At 52.1% G+C, this 15,970-nt stretch carries 16 protein-coding genes; 11 read left to right on the top strand and 5 right to left on the bottom strand.

The annotated features are described in order from the left end of the window. Positions 1-2 precede the first annotated feature (2 nt). From K3G39_RS13310 to K3G39_RS13320, 3 genes are read left to right on the top strand one after another with little or no spacing between them, the layout of a single operon-like run. Positions 3-1,262 (top strand): FtsX-like permease family protein, encoded by a 1,260-nt coding sequence (locus K3G39_RS13310; RefSeq protein WP_220626663.1) that lies wholly within the window; start codon positions 3-5, stop codon positions 1,260-1,262. A gap of 29 nt (positions 1,263-1,291) precedes the next feature. After that, a complete protein-coding gene (locus K3G39_RS13315) occupies positions 1,292-1,972 on the top strand; it encodes an ABC transporter ATP-binding protein (protein ID WP_220626774.1) in 681 nt (226 codons plus the stop codon). A 36-nt stretch (positions 1,973-2,008) separates the two neighbouring features. Further along, the gene (locus K3G39_RS13320; protein ID WP_220626664.1) at positions 2,009-3,202 is read left to right on the top strand and encodes an anhydro-N-acetylmuramic acid kinase; all 1,194 of its coding nucleotides are present in this window, start codon (positions 2,009-2,011) and stop codon (positions 3,200-3,202) included. On the opposite strand, the gene K3G39_RS13325 is transcribed toward K3G39_RS13320, so the two are convergent. Further along, the gene (locus K3G39_RS13325) at positions 3,199-3,732 is read right to left on the bottom strand and encodes a hypothetical protein (RefSeq protein ID WP_220626665.1); all 534 of its coding nucleotides are present in this window, start codon (positions 3,730-3,732) and stop codon (positions 3,199-3,201) included. The genes K3G39_RS13320 and K3G39_RS13325 overlap by 4 nt on opposite strands. 557 nt (positions 3,733-4,289) lie before the next feature. Beyond that, positions 4,290-6,827, bottom strand: a complete 2,538-nt coding sequence (uvrA, locus tag K3G39_RS13330) for an excinuclease ABC subunit UvrA (RefSeq protein WP_220626666.1) — start codon at positions 6,825-6,827, stop codon at positions 4,290-4,292. 292 nt (positions 6,828-7,119) lie between these two features. On the opposite strand from uvrA, the gene K3G39_RS13335 reads away from it, so the two are divergent. The 3 genes from K3G39_RS13335 (at position 7,120) to K3G39_RS13345 (ending at position 9,162) form a co-directional block, all read left to right on the top strand. Beyond that, positions 7,120-7,251 carry a DUF1059 domain-containing protein gene (locus tag K3G39_RS13335; RefSeq protein WP_370627265.1) on the top strand — a complete coding sequence of 44 codons (132 nt, stop codon included), beginning with the start codon at positions 7,120-7,122 and terminating at the stop codon, positions 7,249-7,251. A 253-nt stretch (positions 7,252-7,504) separates the two neighbouring features. After that, positions 7,505-8,656, top strand: coding sequence for a zinc-dependent alcohol dehydrogenase (locus K3G39_RS13340; protein WP_220626667.1), 1,152 nt, complete (start codon positions 7,505-7,507; stop codon positions 8,654-8,656). 14 nt (positions 8,657-8,670) lie between these two features. Further along, positions 8,671-9,162 carry a hypothetical protein gene (locus tag K3G39_RS13345; protein WP_220626668.1) on the top strand — a complete coding sequence of 164 codons (492 nt, stop codon included), beginning with the start codon at positions 8,671-8,673 and terminating at the stop codon, positions 9,160-9,162. 59 nt (positions 9,163-9,221) lie between these two features. Here K3G39_RS13345 and K3G39_RS13350 read toward each other — a convergent pair whose 3' ends face one another. Both K3G39_RS13350 and K3G39_RS13355 read right to left on the bottom strand, forming a co-directional pair. Beyond that, positions 9,222-9,590: a hypothetical protein gene (locus K3G39_RS13350; protein WP_220626669.1), complete on the bottom strand. Its 369-nt coding sequence runs from the start codon at positions 9,588-9,590 to the stop codon at positions 9,222-9,224. Between the two features lie 87 nt (positions 9,591-9,677). Then, positions 9,678-10,517, bottom strand: a complete 840-nt coding sequence (locus tag K3G39_RS13355) for a hypothetical protein (RefSeq protein WP_220626670.1) — start codon at positions 10,515-10,517, stop codon at positions 9,678-9,680. 290 nt (positions 10,518-10,807) lie between these two features. On the opposite strand from K3G39_RS13355, the gene K3G39_RS13360 reads away from it, so the two are divergent. The 3 genes from K3G39_RS13360 to K3G39_RS13370 all read left to right on the top strand — a co-directional run bounded on the left by K3G39_RS13360 (position 10,808) and on the right by K3G39_RS13370 (position 12,793). Next, positions 10,808-11,299: a hypothetical protein gene (locus K3G39_RS13360; RefSeq protein ID WP_220626671.1), complete on the top strand. Its 492-nt coding sequence runs from the start codon at positions 10,808-10,810 to the stop codon at positions 11,297-11,299. Positions 11,300-11,373: 74 nt separating this feature from the next. After that, the gene (locus tag K3G39_RS13365) at positions 11,374-12,087 is read left to right on the top strand and encodes a hypothetical protein (RefSeq protein ID WP_220626672.1); all 714 of its coding nucleotides are present in this window, start codon (positions 11,374-11,376) and stop codon (positions 12,085-12,087) included. Between the two features lie 229 nt (positions 12,088-12,316). Then, complete coding sequence (locus K3G39_RS13370) at positions 12,317-12,793, top strand: DinB family protein (protein ID WP_220626673.1); 477 nt, start codon at positions 12,317-12,319, stop codon at positions 12,791-12,793. 90 nt (positions 12,794-12,883) lie between these two features. On the opposite strand, the gene K3G39_RS13375 is transcribed toward K3G39_RS13370, so the two are convergent. Next, positions 12,884-13,810, bottom strand: a complete 927-nt coding sequence (locus K3G39_RS13375) for a macrolide 2'-phosphotransferase (protein WP_220626674.1) — start codon at positions 13,808-13,810, stop codon at positions 12,884-12,886. A gap of 294 nt (positions 13,811-14,104) precedes the next feature. Here K3G39_RS13375 and K3G39_RS13380 point away from each other — a divergent pair, with 294 nt between their 5' ends. Further along, a complete protein-coding gene (locus K3G39_RS13380; protein ID WP_220626675.1) occupies positions 14,105-14,473 on the top strand; it encodes a hypothetical protein in 369 nt (122 codons plus the stop codon). Between the two features lie 11 nt (positions 14,474-14,484). Then, a complete protein-coding gene (locus K3G39_RS13385) occupies positions 14,485-15,969 on the top strand; it encodes a S41 family peptidase (RefSeq protein WP_255594321.1) in 1,485 nt (494 codons plus the stop codon). Position 15,970 lies beyond the last annotated feature (1 nt).

The raw sequence follows: 15,970 nt of genomic DNA on the forward strand, positions 1-15,970 counted from the left end.
CGATGAATTTTAAACTGATATTCAGCATAGCGAAATCCATGCTGCTGGCACGCTGGCGGCAAACGCTGGTGGCTGCCGTTGGGGTAACCTTCAGCATCGCTATGTTCATCACGTTGCTCGGTTTCATGAACGGCCTCAACGATCTGCTCGATGGCCTCATCCTAAACCGCACGCCGCATGTGCGACTCTATAACGAAATCAAGCCCAGCGAAAACCAGCCGGTAAATGTATCGGGGCAGTACAAGGATTCCTACAATTTCATTAGCTCCGTGAAAGCCGGCATCTCCCGTCAGGAGATTTATAACAGCGGCCCTATTCTGCAGGCCGTAAAGGACGATGAGCGGGTGCTGGGTGCCACACCTAAGCTGCTTGCACAGGTCTTTTACAACGAAGGCACCATCGAAATCACAGGTGTAATCAATGGCGTGGATGTGGAGGAGGAGAGTCGGTTGTTTAACTTCCAGGACTACGTGACGTCGGGCAACCCTATCGATGCCAAGAACGTGGCCAACAGCATTATTCTGGGCAAGGCGCTGGCAGAAATACTGGTGGCCGATATAGGCGATGTGGTGCAGGTAACGACGGCGCAGGGCGAGCGTTTTCCGCTGAAAGTGGTGGGGTATTTTCAGTCAGGTATACAGGAGATCGACAAGGTGCAGAGCTACGCCTCCATCGCGACTACCCAAAAGCTGCTCGGCAAACCAGCCAATTACATGACCGATATTCAGGTTAAACTCTACGACCTGGAGCAGGCACCGGCCGTTGCCCGCGAGTATGCACAGTTGTTTCAGATCGACGCTGAGGACATACAGACGGCCAATGCCCAGTTTGAGACGGGTAGCAGTGTGCGATCGCTTATATCTTATGCCGTGGGTATTACGCTGCTGATCGTGGCGGGCTTCGGTATTTTCAACATTCTCAACATGATGATCTACGAGAAAATGGACTCCATCGCCATCCTCAAAGCTACCGGTTTCTCGGGACGTGACGTGAACCTGGTCTTTGTGGTGATCGCCATGAGCATAGGTCTTTTCGGGGGTATGCTGGGGCTGGTGTTCGGATTTCTGTTCTCGCTGGTAATCGACAATATTCCTTTTAACACCTCTGCCTTGCCTACCATTACGACGTATCCGGTTAACTACGATCCGATGTACTATTTTATTGGTGGGGTCTTCTCGCTGGTCACCACGTACTTTGCCGGTTTTTTCCCGGCCCGAAAGGCAAGCAAGGTAGATCCGGTCGAAATCATCAGGGGCAAATAGGTATCGATATGGAAGGCAGCGAAGAAAAGATGCAGGAAGTCATACTCGAAGCAAGGGGGATCAATAAATCGTTTCACGACCCCGTGACAGTGCAGGTGCTCCGCGATATTACATTCACTGTGAACAAAGGGGAGTTTGTGTCGGTGATCGGGAAATCGGGTTGTGGCAAGTCCACATTGCTCTACATCCTTTCCACCATGGACACTGACTATACCGGTGAGCTATACATCGACGCAGAACTGATGTCAGGTCGACCGGACCCGGAGCTGGCCCGCATCCGCAACGAGAAGATCGGGTTTGTGTTTCAGTTTCACTACCTGCTCAACGAGTTCACGGTGCTGCGTAATGTGATGCTGCCCGGCCTGAAACTGGGCAGGTATAGCGAGCAGGAAGTAGAGCACCGCGCCATGGAGCGACTTAAAATGCTAGGTATAGACCATCTGGCCAAACAGTCGGCTTACCGCATTTCAGGTGGTGAAAAGCAGCGAGTCGCCATCGCCCGGGCACTTGTCAACGATCCGCATATTATCATGGGAGACGAGCCTACCGGTAACCTCGACAAGCGCAACAGCGATATTGTATTCAATATTTTCAAAGAGCTCACCGAAGTACACAACCAGACGCTGCTCATAGTTACACACGATACAGAATTTGCCGAAAACAGCCACCGCATCATCGAAATGGAGGATGGCCGGATCATCAGACAATAAACCGTTCCGCTATAATTTATTAAAAACCAGAATTCTATGAACCAAAGTATCCTGAGGCTTGCCCAGCTTGCTGAAAAAGAAACGCGCACCATTATCGGCCTGATGTCGGGCACTTCGCTGGATGGCCTGGATGTGGCCCTTTGTCGCTTATCCGGACACGGCACAGCCACCAAAGCAAGTGTTGTCCATTTCAACTCTATACCTTATCAGGATGATTTTCGGGCTGGCGTGAAGGCGATCTTTTCGAAGCGTCAGGTCGATCTGGAACAGGTTTGCCTGATGAATGCCTACATCGGAAGTTACCATGCAGAGCTGATCAATGCATGTCTGGATAACTGGGGCGTGAAGGCGGAGGAGGTGGACGTGATTGCCAGCCATGGGCAGACGATTTACCATGCGCCAGCCTCTTTGCACGGTATAGCAGCTATGCCAAACGCCACGTTGCAGATCGGCGACGGCGACCATATAGCAGTCAAAACCGGCATCATCACCCTCAGCGATTTCAGGCAGAAACATGTGGCAGCTGGCGGCGAAGGGGCACCCCTGGCGGTCTACGGCGACTATCTGCTGTTTTCTGAAAAAAGTGAAAACCGGATTTTACTTAACATTGGCGGCATTTCCAATTTCACTTTCCTGCCGGGTGACCTGCAGTCCGGACGTATTTTTTCGACGGATGTGGGGCCGGGCAATACCCTGATGGATGCCTTTGTGCAGGCCAACTTCCCGGGCAAAACTTACGATGACAACGCAGCCATCGCCTTGCAGGGCAGGTATAACGCCGCGCTTGTCAGCGCCCTGTTAGAGCATCCGTTTTTCGGGCAGGCTATACCTAAAACCACCGGACCGGAGCTTTTCAACCTTGCTTACCTGGAGAGAGCCCAGCAAGCCTCCGGCACAACATCACTTTCACCTGCTGATGTCATGGCCAGCCTGAACCGTTTTACGGCGACAGGTATAGCCAGAGCCGTGCAGGACACGGTGCAGGCCAGCCAGCTTGCTCTATACCTGAGTGGGGGCGGTATGCATAATCCGTTGCTGCTGCAAAACCTGCAGGAACTGTTACCGGATGCTACTATACAGAATACTGAAGCCCTGGGGATATTGCCAGATGCAAAAGAAGCAGTACTGTTTGCAACCTTGGCGAATGAATGCCTGGCAGGAAATCAGATTGATTTGGGAGCAAGTGGTATACCTGCTGTGAGGATGGGGAAAATCAGTTTGCCGGATTAAGGTTTAGCGTCCTTGTGGCTGATATGGATGAGTTCTTCTTCGATGGCGGGGCTCAGGACGAGCACCAGGTGTTCGGCAAAGGCGGCATTTTCGAGTTGCTTGTCACTCATCAAAGAGATCAGTCCGACCGGTTCGCCGTCCTCTTTCAGGAAGATGCTGCCCAGGTAGCTTTCGATATTCAAATCCTGCAGCTCAATGTCGCGCGGGAAATAACGTTGTACGTTGTTGGGGTAGTAGCAGAAGCGTTGGGTGAGAACAGAGTCGCAGGGGGTATAGTGCAGGGGGTAGGAGAAATTGGGTAAAGGCGCTCCGTTTTTTAGAAATACTTTCGTGACGACATTCAGGCCATCATCACTCAAATTGCCGATCAGCACATACTGTACCTGCGCGTGCGTTGCGATGAACTCAGCAGCCCGTCGCAGGAACGACTCGTCGCGCGGTTGAGCGATCAGCGAGATGGCGGATTCCAGAATACGGTGCTCGTCCTCCCGAAGCGCGTAATTCCAGTGATGTACGAATCTGTATTCCATCGACAAAGTAAAAAGATGGTATTTTACAAATATAAACATATTATTACTATGCAAACAATACTATAAATATCACTTTGTTAAGTACTTGTAGTGTTGTTTAAATAAAATTACAATTTTTAATTGTTCCCTTTTTCCAATTGGAGCTTTTCGTTTTGAACTACTTCTAGGATAAGCACATCAGACCTTAAGGGTTAAAAGCCGACAGGCAGAATTCAGCGCTGACTACTACTGTTAGCAGAGCTTTATTTATAGTGATGCACTAAGTAAACCACCCGGAAGTAGCGCAGCTAAACATTATTGACAAAGCCGGTACCTTCTACTTTCAGAGTGAATGTGCTTCCCCACGTGGATCTTATAGGCTTTAGTTCTAACTGTGGACTGCGAACCACGAAATACCTCACTTTCATGCAGTTGCCCGTCGCACTAGAGAATTTTAAAACAAGTGCTACAAGGTACAAGCCAGTGCGGAGTGGCACATCACGCAAGGCATAGCTCGCCTCTTTGAGTTGATCCCGTTACAGAATTTCTTATACCTGTATAGTCTCAGGTAGTTTTACCTAAGACAACGCTCTCAGAAAGGGCGCTGTTTTGCTTTCTTTGGATCCGGCAATTTTCTTAGGTGGGCCTGCCGCAACTATCTGCCCACCCTCTTCGCCGGCACCCGGACCGATATCGATCACCCAGTCACTGGCAGCCACTACGCGCATGTCGTGCTCTACTACAAGAACTGTATTGCCGGCATCTACCAAATGGTGAAGCTGGGTCTTGAGCTTGTCGACATCTGCAGGGTGCAGACCGGTAGTCGGCTCGTCTAAAATGTACAGGGTATTGCCGCGTTGGGAGCGCTGCAATTCGGTGGCGAGTTTAATGCGCTGCGCTTCACCACCCGAGAGCTCTGTGGCGGGCTGCCCGAGTCGCAGGTAGCCCAGGCCAACTTCGCGGAGCATGGTAAGGGCGCGATGGACGGCCGGTTCCTCGTCAAAAAACTCCCAGGCTGCGTCCACTGTCATATCGAGTACCTCGGCGATGTTCTTGTCACGGTAGGTCACTTCCAGCGTCTTGGCATTATAGCGTGCGCCGTGACACACGGGGCAGGGGGCGTATACGCTCGGCAGAAAGAGCAGCTCTACCATCACAAATCCTTCTCCCTGGCAATTTTCGCAGCGGCCTTTGGTAACATTAAAGGAAAACCGACCGGCATCGTATCGCCGTTTTTTTGCAAGTGGCGTGCTAGCAAAGAGCTTACGCACGTGGTCAAACAACCCGGTATAGGTGGCCATATTGGAGCGGGGCGTTCTACCGATCGGTTTCTGGTCTACGCGCACCAGCCGTTTGATCTGCTCTATACCTGCTGTAATATGGCCTCCGGTCGTGACAGGTATATCACGCTCCAGTTCATCGCCTTCCTCTTCTTCGGCGGGCAGTTGATGCCCCAGATGCGTCGCCACCAATTCTACCAGCACCTGACTCACCAGGCTGGATTTACCTGATCCTGATACACCTGTTACCGCGGTAAACACGCCCAGCGGAAACTCAGCAGACAGGTTATGCAGGTTGTTTCGGCTGACATCGCTTAGTTTAAGCCATCCTTTTGGAGCTCTTGGAGTCGGATTAAAACCTTTTGCCTTGCCAAACAGGTACTCACCTGTGCGGGAGGCAGCGACTTGGCTTAATCCTTCAGGAGGACCGCTGAACAGAATCTCCCCACCTTTCTCACCAGCAGCCGGGCCCACATCCACGATCCAGTCTGCGTGCCGGATCACCTCCAGGTCATGCTCTACAACGAAGAGCGAATTGCCCGCTTTCTTGAGTCCGTCGAGTGCCCGAAGCAGGGCAATTTTGTCGGCAGGGTGCAGGCCGGCGGAAGGCTCGTCAAGCACATACACCACCCCGAACAGATGCGAGTAAAGCTGCGTGGCCAGGCGCAGGCGCTGTAGTTCGCCCGGAGAAAGGGTAGGCGTGCTGCGCTCCAGTGACAAATAGCCCAGGCCGAGGTCGAGCAGCACATCGATGCGGGCACACAAATCTTCTGCAATGCGTTTGGCCACGATCGCCTGCTCCGGATGTTTGGCTTCTGTGCGGGAATGTCCTGACTCGTTGCCTTGGGCAAACGGTTTCAAAACAGCTTGTGCTCGTTTCAAAGGCAGCCGCGAAAACTCTGTGATATCGTAGCCGGCAAACTTGACAGAAAGCGACTCCGGGCGAAGGCGCTTGCCCTGGCAGGTGGGACAGTCGGTGCTGAGCATGTACTGCATCACCCGCTTTTTCATGAGCGGGCTGTTGGTATTGGCAAAGGTATGGAACACGTGGCGGCGGGCGCTGCTGAAAGTCCCCATGTAGTTGGGCTCCTCTTTACGCTTCAGAGCGCGTTGCGTTTCTTCCGGGGTATAGCCAGGGTATACCGGCACGACAGGCTGCTCGTCGGTAAAGAGAATCCAGTCGCGGTCTTTCTGCGCCAGGTCGCGCCAGGGTATGTCCACATCAAACCCCATCGTCACCAGAATATCGCGTTGGTTTTGCCCGCCCCAAGCCATGGGCCAGGCCGCAATGGCGCGCTCCCGTATGGTAAGCGAGTCGTCTGGCACCATTGATTTTTCAGTGACATCGTACATACGCCCCAAACCGTGGCAGGTAGGGCAGGCACCTTCTGCAGTGTTAGGCGAGAAAGCTTCGGCATAGATGATGGACTGCCCCTCCGGGTAATCGCCGGCGCGGGAGTAGAGCATGCGCAGCAGGTTGGAAAGTGTGGTGACACTGCCTACCGACGATCGGGTAGTGGGTGTGCCGCGCTGCTGCTGCAGAGCCACAGCGGGAGGAAGTCCGTTAATGGCGTCCACTTCGGGCACCGCCATCTGGTGAAAAAGGCGGCGGGCGTAAGGCGATACCGACTCCAGGTAGCGGCGTTGCGCCTCCGCGTAGAGCGTTCCAAAAGCCAGGCTCGATTTTCCTGAACCAGACACGCCTGTAAACACAACGAGTGCATCGCGAGGTATAGTGAGGCTGATGTTTTTGAGGTTATGCTCCCGCGCCCCACGTACTTCTACAAACCCACTGAACTGCCCGGTTGATGTCTGATCTTTTTCTGGTATCGCCATATGATGTTGTCGTGTAAACTGCGTTGTTACGAAGGTATAGCATCCTGTCGCAAATGAAAATTGTTGAGTGTACGCATCATAGCGCTTCATGGTAAGGTATAGCTACTCCTTAGGTTCTTAAATGAGCTAGTCGAGATAATTAAGGGTGAGGTATACCTTCTTGTAAAACAACAAGGTATAAATAAGTTGGAACCACTTAATCCTGATGGGCCATCTCCAATTCAAACACTAAACCAGCTAAATCATGAAAACATTAAAATGCAGGGATGCCGGCTTTGATTGCGATGCCTAGATAAGGGCTAACAGCGAACAGGAAGTAATGGTACAGGCCGGAAAACATGCACATGATGTGCACCACGTGGATGTGACACCTGAAGTGGCCGAGCAGATCAAAACCAAGATCAGGGACGACGGCAGAAGCTAGTCTTTTACGCAGTAGAAACGTTACATTTTTAGTATGGCACAGGCGCTGGCTTGTACCATTTTTGTGTCAGGAGAATAGCTTATTGTCTTTGCTCTTTCATCGTAAATATAACAGCATAAGTATATAGGTATTTCTTTTAAAAATACAATTATCGTAACCATTAAGGTATAGAATAGTATTTATTGAAACACAATTCGGAAGCCTGCATCGGGTGGAAGAAAATACTTATTAGCGATAAACTGAAAACTAACTTATGCTGGCAATGAACTATCGCGGGCCGCAGCGGGTCCGCATTGACGAAAAACCAGAGCCCAAGCTTCTGCATCCCCAGGATGCAATTGTGCGTGTGACACGCTCCTGCATCTGCGGCTCTGACCTCCACCTCTACAATGGCAACGTACCCGACACCCGCGTGGGCATGACCTTTGGACACGAATTTATAGGCGAAGTAACAGAGATCGGACCTGAAGTGCAGAAGCTGAAAGTGGGCGACATGGTGATCGTGCCTTTCAACATCGCCTGTGGTAAATGCCATTTCTGTAAGCAGGGTTTGTTTGGCAACTGCCACGAATCCAACTCGCAGGCAACGGCAGTCGGTGGCATTTTCGGCTACTCGCATACGGCCGGTGGGTATGATGGCGGACAGGCCGAGTATGTGCGTGTACCTTATGCTGATGTAGGGCCAACAGTTATACCGGAGGGGATGGACCCGGATGATGCCGTGCTGCTCACAGATGTGGTGCCAACCGGCTACCAGGCCGCAGAGATGGGGGGTATACAGAAAGGCGATACCGTTGTGATTTTCGGTGCCGGACCGATCGGTATTATGGCGGCACGCTGCTCCTGGCTCTTTGGAGCGGGCCGCGTCATCGTGATCGATAAGATAGAATACCGATTAGAGTTTGTAAGAAACTATGCTAATTGCGAAGCCTACAACTACGAGGAGATGGATGACCCGGTGGTGTTTGTGAAGAAAACGACCGACTGGATGGGGGCCGATGTGGTGATTGATGCGGTAGGTGCCGAAGCAACCGGTAACCTGATGCAGACCATTACAGGACGCAAACTGTTGCTGCAGGCAGGCTCGGCTACGGCGGCGCATTGGGCAGTCAACTCTGTCAAGAAAGGCGGTATTGTGTCGATCGTGGGTGTATACGGACCAACTGACAACCTCTTCCCGCTCGGTAATGTGGTGAATAAAGGTATTACGATACGTGCAAATCAGGCCTCCGTAAAACGTCTGCTGCCAAGGTTGATCGAGCATGTGCAAAACGGCATCCTGAATCCGAAAGCACTGATCACGCACCGTGTGCCGCTCGAAGATGTCGCCGACGCTTACCACATTTTTTCAGAGAAGCTGGACAACTGTATCAAGCCTGTCCTGATTCCGCCATCAGCCAGATAGAAAGGAGAAAGACCATGGAAAATAAGACACCAAAAGACTATTCGCATATAAAAGGCTGGGGTATAGACGCCGATCCGAAAAACGACCCGACTTACCCCATGAAGCACCGCACCGACGCCGAGCAGGAGGGCTATAACTGGGAGCGGCCGACGCAGCAGGACATCAACATCGAAGTGCTGCACTCAAACGAACGCCCCAACGTATCTGCCGTTTTCGGTACCTCTATGCCACCGAGCGGACTAAGCGGTATGATCCGGCGCTTTGCTTTTAAGCACAGCGAAAACAGCTACCTGCACTGGCTGCCTTTGCTCATGGCAGACCGCGTGAACGTGGTAGAGGGCGTGATCGATGATTTTGCCAAAGGTACTGTGCCGAACATCTTTGCCGAGAAGGGCTGGAAAGCTGACTGGGAACATAATCGCAGCGGCCTGATCCAGAAAATAGGCGTGCTGGCACTGGTTACGACTGCTGCCGTTGTGCTGCTTACACGAAAGAAAAACAGCTGAAGGATTTAACACTAGCCTGTCAGAAAGGCAGCTACCGCAGGGTGGCTGCCTTTCCTGTTTTAGCCTGTAATCGGAAGCTTTACCTGTCCGAGCACATCAATAATCTCTGCTGCTTTGTCTGGACTGTACTGGCTACGGATCGCGTCTTCGTTTATAACAAAAGCGGGAGCAGCCGGGTCGCCATCAATGGTGTAGACCTTATCTGTTAGCTGTTCAGCATCATGGTTTGTTTCCTGAACCACCTGACTGATAAGTGCCTTGGCCCGGAAGTCAAGTGCTGACCAGATGAGGCGCTCCGGATCTTTTCCAGTTCTGAACTTATCCGGAAACCGGCTCTGCGCTTCTTCTTCAATTGCCTGCGGGTCCAGTTCATTTACTTCGCATACCTGCTCAAACGCTGCCATGTCTCTGTTGATCTGATCTTCCATAGTTTTCGATTTTCTGATAGCTCTACTTACGTAAAGTTACCTTTGGAAGTCGGAATGAAAGAGCCCGTAATGCGTGTCATGACTGCTCTAGTCCCAGTCAATTATGTCGTCATCCTCATCTTCCTCGCTGTAGAAATCTGCATCCTCATCCGATTCATCCCATTCGTCTTCCACGTATACCTCGTCTGCCAGTTCATGGGCTATGTCCTCTGCTTCTGCTGCATCACTTTGGCTTGCATGTTGGAGCAAAAAATCGTGTAGCACAGGTGTAGCGGCAAACCCGGTATCGTGGAGGTCTGTCAGTTCACCCCGCTGCAGAAAGCGGTTGGCGTCGAGCAGCACGTCATAGATGGGAGTGTGGATGTGTTTGGGTATTTTGAAGAGCCTCGGATCACGCTTGTCGAAGGGCGTAGGTATAGCAGAGGTATACAGGTAAGGCAGCAGGGTTTTAGAACAGCTGATGGCGATGCGGTCGATGCGGTGCTGCTGAAAATACTCCTGCAGGCGGCTGTTGATGTTCTCAAAAAACTCAGTGGTTTCGCCCAGTCTTACCCGTGAGCCTGCCCTTGATTTGCCTTTGGTCTTGAGGTATTTAATCTGGCTTTTGCCCTGCTTTTTGCGCACCATGTATGAGCGGAACACCTTGTGATTGAGGCAGCGACCATTCTCAAAATAACCTACGGCGCAGTTACCCGCCTGAATCAGCAGCATCACGTAGTTTACCTGCCTGGCTTCGGCTATACCTGCACCGGCTTCAGCATAAGGCACCGGGAGCGGCAGCCGGAACTGGACCTGCGCTATACCTGCCTCATCAAGGATTGTCAGGCGGTGCTTTTCGGGATCGTACTCGGTGCTGATATCGGATGTACGGATGACCTGCAGCAGTTCGGCGGCTTTGTCGCGTGGCAAAAATCGTTTTGTCGGCATAAAAGGGAGCGGCTTTGATATGCAAATTAACGCAATTTACGTCCCTTTGGCACTTTCTTGTTCATCACCTTCAGCGGTCTTGAGTTTGCCCTGATCTCTGGCATCTCATACTTGTTCTTTGCAGGTATAGAGGCACTGCGTCACAAGCGGAACATCGCCCTATAAATTTAGTCAGGATCATAAGTACAGACAGATTTTCTACACCGGGCCGGCATTTCTATACCCACATGGCGGCTGCATGCGTATAGGCGACAGTTAGAGCGCCTATAACCTGTGACAATCCTGCCTGCATGAGATGGACCCTTGTACTATTGCTGCTGCTCAGCGCCTGCGTCTCCCAGCGTCGTGCCGGGTCCGAAGAGGCTACGCCGTCCGCTCCCGCGAAGGTGCCGAAGCTGTACGCCCCTGCCATTTACGCCAGGCCCAGCATCGGGGTCGACCGGTCCGAACTCAGTACCGCAGCCAGCAGGGGAGAAGCAGCCTCTCATACCTACCGGCCAACTGACAGCTACGCTATGCCTTTCTCTAACTTAAAGCCCCGCGTGATCACCCAAACGTTATACCTGACCGACACCCTGCAACTGGATTCCCTGCACCGTGAACTTCAGATAGAACAACTGGCGAATCAGGCCTTCCGCAAAAGATTACAGTCCACTGAAGGCGAGCGCGACTACTGGCAGGAAAAGAATGAGCAGAAATTCTGGACACTGATTGCCATGGCTGTTTTCGCTTTCCTTTACATCCTGTTCCGGGTGCTGGCCTCCCGCATCAAAGAGACCTGAGTCACTGGCAATATAACCGTAAGCGGCTGCCCTCGTTTATAAAAGGAGTATCATTTTAAACCTGATTTAACACTATGAACAGACGAGACAGAGATCGCTACGATTACGACAACTATGACCGGGACTACAGCGAAGGTGCCGGCTATAACCGAAACGATGAGCACTATCACAGTGCCCGCAACCTGACAAATGAGTTTGAACAGGAATACCGCAGCCATCACCGGGACAGGGACGACGACCGCTTTAACCGCAACAGTAGCAACATGCGGCAGAGCTATCACGAGGGCAATAGGGGTGATGCTTATGAGCGCAGGCTCGAAGGAAGAGGCACCGCAGGCCGTAATTCCGGCTCTGAAATGCATTATGGGGAGCGCAACAACAATAACTGGGGCGAAAACCGCAACCGCAGCCAGAACTGGTCTGATGCGGACCGTTACAACACATCAGGCAGGTATAGCCAGCGCTCAGATGATTTTGACCGTGGCCGGGACATGCGTAGTCAGGACCGGTTTAGCAACCAGGATCGCAGCAGCCGGATGGAGCAGGGACGTGCGAACCGCTTAAACCAGGAGGGCCGTATGCGCGAAGGTTATGGCATTTCGGACTACGGTCGTATGCGACAGTCAGACATCCACTCCAACAGGGGCGTTCCGAATGCGGGCATCACCAGCAGCCTGGAAGATGACTATGGCGTTGACTTTGACCGCGATCGGAGCAGCCGCATTTCGTCGGGCAACTACGGGGGCTATAGCTCACAAGGCGGCTACAACCGCAACGACCGTTACTAGTATGATAACTAACAGAATAAAAGCAGCGCAGCCGTTACCACTCAGGTAGCGGCTGCGCTGTTTTGGTAATGCGCATAGACAAATGAAAAACTAAGGTATAGCCATCGTTAAAGATACAGGAAAAAGACAGTCCGGATAGTTTGGCTTTTTATGTGAGAGGGCATCAATTTTAACTGTAGGGTCGACCTTTTTGCCACATCAGGAGTATGATCAATTAAAAATCTAAGTCATGAAAGAAGACCAGGAATTGCGTGATCATTTGGAGAAGCTGATGCGGATGGGGCAGGCCTTTCGTCCGGTCGGGGAACTGCTGCAGGGAATAAGTGTGCAGGAAGCTGGCGGGCGGGTAAAGGACCTGCCTTATACTATCTGGCAACTGCTCGAGCACCTTCGCTTCACTCAGCACGACATCCTTGACTTCTGCCGCAACTCCAACTACCAGGAACCCGCCTGGCCAGACGACTACTGGCCGTCAGCAGAATCACCGTCCGATCAGGCAGCTCTGGACCAGACTTTGCAAACTGTTAAGCAGGACCTGGATGCGATGGTGAAGTTGGTGCAGGATACTGAAAATGATCTCTTTGCGCCTATACCTCATGGAAACGGCCAGACACTCCTGCGCGAAGCCATGCTGATAGCCGAGCATAATGCCTATCACCTGGGTCAGATCGTGGTGCTTCGTCGTTTGCTGGGTGCCAGGCTGTAGGAGCAGGTATAGAATCTCATAATGGCAAAATAAAAGCGGCGGCCATACCTGCTTTCAAGGTATAGCCGACGCTTTTATTTTCAGTCAAGTTTATTTTGGGGTACTTAATCCCAGCGCATCCTTTGCCATTTGCAGATAATCATCCGTGCCTGACTCCAGCACAAACAAACCAATGTTCACACCATAGGCGCCGTGCCGTTGCTGCACATGCTCCAGCATACGGGGCCATATCTGTCCGCCGGCCTGTTCATAAGCTGTGAGCACACGTTTCAGAAAATCCTCTCCGAAGGCGGCCAGCAGTGCCACAAAGTCAATGGCCGGATCGCTTACTTCAGCTTCGGTCCAGTCGAGGAGGCCGTTCACTTTGCCGTTTTCGTCAGTGAGGATGTGAGCTGCCTGCAGGTCGCCGTGCACCAGGCAGGTATAGCGGGGCCAGTAGCTGTCGTCCTGCAGCCAGGCTTGCCAGCGATCCCATACCTGTTCTGCTACTCCAATGGCTTCCTTTACGCGTTGCATTTGCCCGCTCAGGTGCTCGCGCAACTGCTCCGGCTGCAACACTTTGATGCCCGCTTTTGCAGCGGCTGCTGTGTCCTGCGCATGCAGCGCGGCAATGGTTTGTCCCAGCGACTGCACAAATGTCTGCGGCAGCTTTTCCAGGTCCAAATTCCAGACGTAGCACATATTTTCCATGTCGATGTTGGCGACAGGTATACCGGCCAGTCTTGGGTAGGCGATCAGCTTCGGGTCGAAAATCTGCCAGTCAGGGAGGTCTGCCGGAAGTTTGCCCTGCAGCAGTTGAAGCACACGGTGCTCATTTTTGGCCCGGGGCAACACATCCGGTCGCCGGGGCAGACGCAGGATCCAGGGCTGTTGCTTTTCGTCCAGTGCCTGAATCACCTGAAAGTCGAGGCCGGTTTCGTTGTAGTTGAATGTTTCTGATTGCAGCCGCAATCCATGCTGTTGGGCAAGGGCTACCAGTTCTGTTTCTGTGAGGGGATTATCTTTTACTTCCTTCATGATGTTGATCTATTTCGGTATAATTTAAAAAAAGGCACCTATACCTGGTTAGGAAATGAAGCGAAGGTACAGGGCATTGTGATACAGCCGATGCACAACAGGTGCCCGGCTTTGGCGCTACCGAAGCGGCCGATCAAAAATAGAGTTGCAGTAAGGAAGTGCTCATACGCATAGCCGATGCCTTTGAGGATGAAAGATAAAAAACTATACGCAACAAGGGAAGGAAGGTATGGGGAAGGAGCCTTTGTTCCACACAGCGCTGGTGCTCGTAAAATTAAAAAAATGTAAGTGAAGATGGAACAGCGCCAGGAACATGAGCAACTTCTTCAGAAGCGGAAATTACTGCTCATCAAAGTGGTGCATACCGTGTTGTGGGTGTTTTATAATGTCGTGATCTTTTACCTGCTCTATGCCGTGCTAACCAACCGGATCGATCATTGGGTTTGGATCTGTCTGGGCCTGATTATGCTGGAAGGACTGGTGTTGCTGGTGTTCAATAAAATGTGTCCGATCACGGTAGTGGCCCGGCGCTACTCAAATTCTACCCGCGACAATTTTGACATTTTTCTGCCTAACTGGCTGGCCAGGTATAATAAAGAGATCTATACCACGATTGTTTTCGTCAGTGTGCTTATCTTGTTGTACCGTTTGGTGCTGATGTAAGACCGGAGCAAATGGCAGCGCACAAACCCCTGAAAAGCGACAGCATGAAAAGCACCTTGTCTTTAAAACCTATTCAGCTACTGTTGTTCTTGTTTCTGGCAACGCCTGGACTTATAGCCGCACAGCACAAGCAAATCAAATTTGCCGCTACGGATGTGAAAGCTGATATGGCCTATGCCTACGAAACCCTGCAAAAAGCGCATTTCAACCTGTTCGCTTATGTGAGCAAGCGCGACTACGATGCGGCCTACAACAACCTGCTGAACTCGATCCAAAAAGACTCACTGAGCATGCTCGAAGCAACCATGCTGATGCAAAAGCTGCTGGCGGTTGGCAATGTGGGGCATTGCGAAGTGGATTTCCCGGCGGGGTCTTACATTACCTACGCGACGCAGGGCGGCACCGTGTTTCCGCTCGAGCTGGCCTTTGAAGACGGCAAGGCTTTTGTGCGCAAAAGTTATGTGCCGGATTCCAGCATCAAGGCAGGCGACCAACTGCTGCAGCTCAATGGCAAAGCCATCAAAAAAATACAGGCCGCCATCCATCCCTACCTGTCGGCGGAGCGCCCTTATTTCAAAGATGCCAAACTCGAGTTCTGGTCTTTTCCACGTTATTACTGGGCCGTGTTCGGGCAGCAGGATTCCTTTAAAGTGAAAGTAAAACAGGCAAGCGGCAAGCGCAGCACCCATAGCTTAGACGCTATCACCGTGATGGGATACGAGGCCAGCCGGGGAGGGGAGATACTCAATAACGAGCGCTCTTTCAGTTATATGGAGGATGTTGCTTACCTGCATCCCGGTCCCTTCAGTTCGCCCGAGCCTGAAGGGGAGGCGCAGTTCAAGGCCTTCGTAGACAGTGCATTTGCAGACATCAACGCCCAGCAAGCGCCATACCTGATCCTGGACCTGCGCAACAACGCCGGCGGGCACAACACTTTCAGCGACCACCTGATCGCCTATTTTGCAGACAAGCCTTTCCGCTGGTTTTCTGACTTCACCGTAAAAACCAGTGAGGTACTCAAGAAGCAAACCCGGAAGCAGTACCCCGATGCTATACCTGACGACTATACCCGGCAGATACTGGAAAACCCGGATGGCACTACCTTCGCCTACGCGCAAACCATGCAGCAGCCCATGCCGGAGGACCGGCGTTTTAAGGGCAAGGTATACGTGCTCGTCAACCGCCAATCCTATTCCATGGCGGCCGTGAGCGGCGCCCTGATACAGGACTATGGTTTTGGCGAGATCGTGGGAGAGGAGACCGGTGACACACCGACCCTGTATGCTGCGCAGTTCAGTTTTAAGCTGCCACGCACGAGCGTAGAACTCAAAGTGCCCAAAGGCTACATTGTGCGTCCGAACGGCGATGAAAAACTGGCCGGCCTTATACCTGACCACCTGGTGCGCGACCATCTGCTCGACGAGGAAGACGAAATACTGCGCTATACCTTGGAAAAGCTCATACAGCCCCAACGCCAATCTTCTGCTCAAAAGTAAA

Origin of the sequence: Pontibacter sp. HSC-14F20, assembly GCF_019599265.1 — a bacterium.
Lineage (GTDB): Bacteria > Bacteroidota > Bacteroidia > Cytophagales > Hymenobacteraceae > Pontibacter.

Excerpts from the sequence above, each read along its gene's own strand:
- K3G39_RS13310 (WP_220626663.1), top strand. The coding sequence starts at position 3 with ATGAATTTTAAACTGATATTCAGCATAGCGAAATCCATGCTGCTGGCA.
- K3G39_RS13315 (WP_220626774.1), top strand. The coding sequence starts at position 1,292 with ATGCAGGAAGTCATACTCGAAGCAAGGGGGATCAATAAATCGTTTCAC.
- K3G39_RS13320 (WP_220626664.1), top strand. The coding sequence starts at position 2,009 with ATGAACCAAAGTATCCTGAGGCTTGCCCAGCTTGCTGAAAAAGAAACG.
- K3G39_RS13325 (WP_220626665.1), bottom strand. The coding sequence starts at position 3,732 with ATGGAATACAGATTCGTACATCACTGGAATTACGCGCTTCGGGAGGAC.
- uvrA (WP_220626666.1), bottom strand. The coding sequence starts at position 6,827 with ATGGCGATACCAGAAAAAGATCAGACATCAACCGGGCAGTTCAGTGGG.
- K3G39_RS13340 (WP_220626667.1), top strand. The coding sequence starts at position 7,505 with ATGCTGGCAATGAACTATCGCGGGCCGCAGCGGGTCCGCATTGACGAA.
- K3G39_RS13345 (WP_220626668.1), top strand. The coding sequence starts at position 8,671 with ATGGAAAATAAGACACCAAAAGACTATTCGCATATAAAAGGCTGGGGT.
- K3G39_RS13350 (WP_220626669.1), bottom strand. The coding sequence starts at position 9,590 with ATGGAAGATCAGATCAACAGAGACATGGCAGCGTTTGAGCAGGTATGC.
- K3G39_RS13355 (WP_220626670.1), bottom strand. The coding sequence starts at position 10,517 with ATGCCGACAAAACGATTTTTGCCACGCGACAAAGCCGCCGAACTGCTG.
- K3G39_RS13360 (WP_220626671.1), top strand. The coding sequence starts at position 10,808 with ATGAGATGGACCCTTGTACTATTGCTGCTGCTCAGCGCCTGCGTCTCC.
- K3G39_RS13365 (WP_220626672.1), top strand. The coding sequence starts at position 11,374 with ATGAACAGACGAGACAGAGATCGCTACGATTACGACAACTATGACCGG.
- K3G39_RS13370 (WP_220626673.1), top strand. The coding sequence starts at position 12,317 with ATGAAAGAAGACCAGGAATTGCGTGATCATTTGGAGAAGCTGATGCGG.
- K3G39_RS13375 (WP_220626674.1), bottom strand. The coding sequence starts at position 13,810 with ATGAAGGAAGTAAAAGATAATCCCCTCACAGAAACAGAACTGGTAGCC.
- K3G39_RS13380 (WP_220626675.1), top strand. The coding sequence starts at position 14,105 with ATGGAACAGCGCCAGGAACATGAGCAACTTCTTCAGAAGCGGAAATTA.
- K3G39_RS13385 (WP_255594321.1), top strand. The coding sequence starts at position 14,485 with ATGGCAGCGCACAAACCCCTGAAAAGCGACAGCATGAAAAGCACCTTG.